We start from the raw sequence: 4,179 nt of genomic DNA on the forward strand, positions 1-4,179 counted from the left end.
GGACACCCCGGGGCGGTACGGTCGACGGGCGTAAGGGATTTCATAAAAGAGGTGAAGGGCGTCGATGGCGATTGCCAAGGCCGAGCGGCTGATGAATCTGGCGCTGTGTCTGCTGGGGACCCGGCGTCCCCTCAGCAAGCGCGAGCTGCGCGGGTCCATCGAGGCCTACCTCGAAGCAGGTTCCGACGACTCGTTCAACCGGATGTTCGAGCGCGACAAGGACGATCTGCGGGAACTCGGCCTGGTGATCGAGACGGTGGAGTCCCTCGACGGGGACATCGGCTATCTCGCGCGCCGGGACAGCAACCGGCTGCCGCCCATCACCCTGGACGCCGAGGAGGCCGCCGCCCTGGGCCTGGCCGCCAAGGTGTGGCAGCAGGCGCGGCTCGCCGGGGCCGCCAGCGGCGCCCTGCAGAAGCTGCGGGCCGCCGGCATGCCGGAGGCCGAGGACGCCTACGAACTCCACCACAGCGCCCTCGAACCGCGTATCCCCGTCCATGAGGCGGCCTTCGAACCGCTGATGCTGGCCTGCCGCGACCGCCGGCCGGTCCTCTTCGACTACCGCAAGGCCAATTCGGCCCGCCCCGAGCAGCGCCATGTGGAACCGTGGACGCTCGAGTGCTGGCGGGGCCACTGGTACCTGGCAGGCTTCGACCGCAGCCGTGGCGCCGAGCGGGTCTTCCGCCTCTCGCGCATCACCGGCAAGGTGCGTACGTCACGCTCCGGAGCGTTCACCGCGCCGGTGCCCGACGTCGTCACCGTCCGCGAGACCGTCGAGAGCTGGGCCGGGGAGACGGCGACCCGGTCGGCCCGCATCAGGCTGCGTACCGACTGCGGCTACCCGCTCCGCTCGAGGGCGACCGAGGTGCGGGAACTCGGCGACGGGTGGGACGAGTTGGAGATCCCGTACGGACACGGTCTGGACGCCTGGCTCGTCGAGTTCGGCCCGGACGTCGTCGTGCTGGAGCCCGCGGACCTGCGGGCGGACGTGGTCGACCGGCTGCGCGCCGTGGCCAAGGGCTGAGGGGGCGCACGACGTGGCGATCAATGCCATCGACCAGACCCGGCGGATGCTGTCGCTGGTGACGTATCTGCGCGAGCGCCCCGGCGCCCGTATCGCGGACGTCGCCCGCGCCTTCGGCATCACGGAGGACGAGCTGATCTCCGACCTCGACGTGCTGCCCATGTGCGGGACGAGCTTCCGCGGCGGTGACCTGCTCGACATCGACACCGACGGCGAGCGGATCTGGTGGCGCAACCCGGACGCGTCCGGCGAGTCCACCGCCGAGCCGCTGCGGCTCGCCGCCGACGAGGCGACCGCGCTGCTGGTCGCGGCCCGCGCCGTCGCCACCCTGCCCGGACTGCGGGAGGGCGACCGCGAGGCGCTGGTACGGGCCACCGCCAAGATCGAAGGCGCGGCCGGCGAGGCGGCGGGCGCCTCCTCCCGGCTCTCCGTGACCTTCGAATCCGAGGGCGGGGTCTTCGCCGAGGTGGACCGGGCGATCTCCGAGCGCCGGAGGCTCTGGCTGAAGTACTACTCGCCGGCGCGCGACGAGCTCACCGAGCGCGAGGTGGACCCGATCCGGCTCTTCGCCGTCGGCCACACCTATATGGAGGCCTGGTGCCGCCTCTCGGAGGCGCGCCGCACCTTCCGGCTCGACCGGGTCGCGGAGATCCGGCTGCTCGACGCCCCCGCCGCGCCGCCCGAGATCGAGCTGCGCGACCTCTCCGAGGGCCTGGTACAGCCCTCCGCCGACGATCCCGAGGTCGTCGTCGAAGTGGCGCCCGGTGGACGCTGGGTCGCCGAGTACTACCCGCACGACCTGGCGGAGGAACTGCCCGACGGCGGTCTGCGCATCACGCTGCGTACGCCGTCGCCCGCCTCGCTGCGCCGGCTGGCGCTGCGGCTGGGCAGGGACGGCCGGATCGTGTCGCCGCAGGACCTCGCGGACAGCGCCCGCACGGCAGCGCGCGACGCGCTCGCCGCCTACGAGGCCGTGGAGTACAGCGAAGGGCACGGGGAGCACCCGGAGCACCAGGACCGCCAAGAACAGGGAGCCGGCGCCTGATGACCGTGACGCCCGGTGTTCCGGCGATGACCCCTGTCCCCGCCCGTGTCGGGCCGGTGCTCTTCCGGGCCGCGTGCCCCGACTGCCGGGCCCGGTTCGAGCTGTCCGCCGGCGCCCTGCGCCTGGCGATAGGCGGCAGCCGCCGCACCACCTTCTACTCCTTCACCTGCCCCGAATGCGGCTCCGCGGTCCGCAAGCCGGCCGGTGAACGCATCGTGGAACTGCTCACCGGCGGCGGGGTGCGGACACTGCGCCTGCACTCCACCGTGTGACGTCCCGCTCGGAAACCGCTCCAGGAACGGTCTAGGCTCTGCGCATGTTCTGGCCCATGCTCGCCATCGCACTCGGCTTCCTCGGGATCGCCGTCCTCGGCGTCCTCGGTGTCCGGGTCTTCATCGAGGCCCGGCGTCTGGGCAGCGAGGTCGCCCGCACGACGGACCGGATCAACAAGGCCGCGGAGGACCTGGAGCGGGCCGCCACGTCCCTGGCCCGTTCGGGCGAGACCCTCCGCTGAGCCGACGCGACGCTCGAGCCCTGCCGGAGACCGCTGACGCCCCCTGCTGCGGCGCAGGCCCTGGCGGTACGCTGCTGGTGGCGGCACCGGTGATGAGGCGCCGACCGCTGACGGGAGTACGCACGGGGATTGCCATGCGTTTACCCGTGCGAGTTACGATCGCTGCCGGTCGCGGTTCGGACGCCTGTCCTACCGCGGTCAGCAGCCAGAGCCCCAAGCCGCCTCGGTGAGAAGGTAGACACAGTTATGTTCCGACAGATCGGGCCCACCGAGATCATCATCATCGCGCTCCTCATCCTGCTGCTGTTCGGCGCCAAGAAGCTTCCGGACATGGCGCGTTCGCTCGGCAAGTCGGCGCGGATCCTGAAGAGCGAGGCCAAGGCGATGAAGTCCGAGGGGCAGCCCGCGGCGGCCCCCGCGGAGCCCAAGGACCCGGCCCAGGGCGACAGCCAGACCCCGCACCGCACCATCCAGGCGGCGCCCGGCGACGTCACCAGCGCCCGCCCCGTGAGCGAGCCCACCGACACCCCCCAGCGCTGACCCAAGGTCACGTGACCGTGGCCTGCCGCACGAGATGAGGACGTGGGTTGCTCAAGCCTGCCCGCTCGAAACAGAAGGAGAAGGACCCCGAGGGGCGCATGCCGCTCGCGGACCATCTTCGTGAGCTCCGCAACCGGCTCGCGAAGGCGATGCTGGCGATCGTCATCGCCTCGGTCGCCGCGGTGGCGTACAGCCAGGAGCTGATGGAGTTCCTCACCTCACCGGTGCCCGAGTGCGTCGGGGACGGCCCCCAGAAGGGCGGCGTCTGCGCGAGGGTCGTCTACACCGACCTCCTGTCGCCGTTCACCACGACCGTCAAGGTCGTGCTGATGGCGGGCATCATCGTCTCCTGCCCGGTCTGGCTCTACCAGATGTGGGCCTTCGTCGCGCCCGGCCTGCACAAGAACGAGAAGAAGTACAGCTACTACTTCGCCGCCGCGGCCGCGCCGCTGTTTGCCGGCGGCGCGTACTTCGCCTACCTCGTCATGCCGGTCAGCATGAAGGTCCTGCTCTCGATCACACCCGCTCCCGCAGAGAACCTGCTCAGCGTGGACAAGATCCTGGACTTCACGGTCCGGATGGTGCTGATCTTCGGTTTCTCGTTCGAGCTGCCCCTGCTCCTGATCATGCTGAACCTGACCGGGATGGTGACCGGCCGGCGGATGCTCGGTTGGTGGCGCGGCGCCGTCATGGGCATCTTCGTCTTCGGCGCGATCGCCACGCCCTCGACCGACCCGCTGGGCATGGTCGCCCTGTCCGGGCCGATCATCCTGCTCTACTTCCTCGCGGTCGGATTCTCGATGCTCAACGACCGTCGCCGACGCCGTAACGACCCCGACGCGGAGCTCGACGACGACGAGGCGTCCGACATCGATCTCACGCCGGCCGCGCTCGGCGAGGTGGAGCCCGTCTCCGCCACGGCCCGCGCGCTGCCCGAGCAGGCCACCGGCGAGGCCGACGGCGGCCGCACGAACCGCCTGAACGGATACGACGACATCACCTGAGGCGACAGACGCCATCAGGCCCGTCAGCGGGGCCCGCCGATCCGGCGGGCCC

General features: G+C 71.1%; 6 protein-coding genes. All 6 read left to right on the forward strand.

From position 1 onward, the window contains the following. Positions 1-64 precede the first annotated feature (64 nt). The 6 genes from ACWGH4_RS32220 to tatC all read left to right on the forward strand — a co-directional run bounded on the left by ACWGH4_RS32220 (position 65) and on the right by tatC (position 4,127). Positions 65-1,024, forward strand: coding sequence for a helix-turn-helix transcriptional regulator (locus ACWGH4_RS32220; RefSeq protein WP_307705508.1), 960 nt, complete (start codon positions 65-67; stop codon positions 1,022-1,024). A gap of 46 nt (positions 1,025-1,070) precedes the next feature. Further along, complete coding sequence (locus ACWGH4_RS32225; RefSeq protein WP_453467110.1) at positions 1,071-2,069, forward strand: helix-turn-helix transcriptional regulator; 999 nt, start codon at positions 1,071-1,073, stop codon at positions 2,067-2,069. Beyond that, complete coding sequence (locus ACWGH4_RS32230) at positions 2,069-2,341, forward strand: CpXC domain-containing protein (RefSeq protein ID WP_364600450.1); 273 nt, start codon at positions 2,069-2,071, stop codon at positions 2,339-2,341. Before ACWGH4_RS32225 ends, ACWGH4_RS32230 begins: the two co-directional genes overlap by 1 nt. Positions 2,342-2,385: 44 nt before the next feature. Beyond that, entirely contained in the window at positions 2,386-2,583 is a 198-nt protein-coding gene (locus ACWGH4_RS32235; protein WP_453467108.1) for a hypothetical protein, read from the forward strand. A 246-nt stretch (positions 2,584-2,829) separates the two neighbouring features. Beyond that, positions 2,830-3,123: a Sec-independent protein translocase subunit TatA gene (tatA, locus tag ACWGH4_RS32240; protein ID WP_159693640.1), complete on the forward strand. Its 294-nt coding sequence runs from the start codon at positions 2,830-2,832 to the stop codon at positions 3,121-3,123. A 47-nt stretch (positions 3,124-3,170) separates the two neighbouring features. After that, entirely contained in the window at positions 3,171-4,127 is a 957-nt protein-coding gene (gene tatC / locus ACWGH4_RS32245; protein ID WP_441265395.1) for a twin-arginine translocase subunit TatC, read from the forward strand. Positions 4,128-4,179 lie beyond the last annotated feature (52 nt).

The organism is Streptomyces sp. NPDC054847 (assembly GCF_053610925.1).

Bases quoted from the DNA above. Each gene is read 5' to 3' on its own strand.
- ACWGH4_RS32220 (WP_307705508.1), top strand. From the start codon at position 65: ATGGCGATTGCCAAGGCCGAGCGGCTGATGAATCTGGCGCTGTGTCTG.
- ACWGH4_RS32225 (WP_453467110.1), top strand. From the start codon at position 1,071: ATGCTGTCGCTGGTGACGTATCTGCGCGAGCGCCCCGGCGCCCGTATC.
- ACWGH4_RS32230 (WP_364600450.1), top strand. From the start codon at position 2,069: ATGACCGTGACGCCCGGTGTTCCGGCGATGACCCCTGTCCCCGCCCGT.
- ACWGH4_RS32235 (WP_453467108.1), top strand. From the start codon at position 2,386: ATGTTCTGGCCCATGCTCGCCATCGCACTCGGCTTCCTCGGGATCGCC.
- tatA (WP_159693640.1), top strand. From the start codon at position 2,830: ATGTTCCGACAGATCGGGCCCACCGAGATCATCATCATCGCGCTCCTC.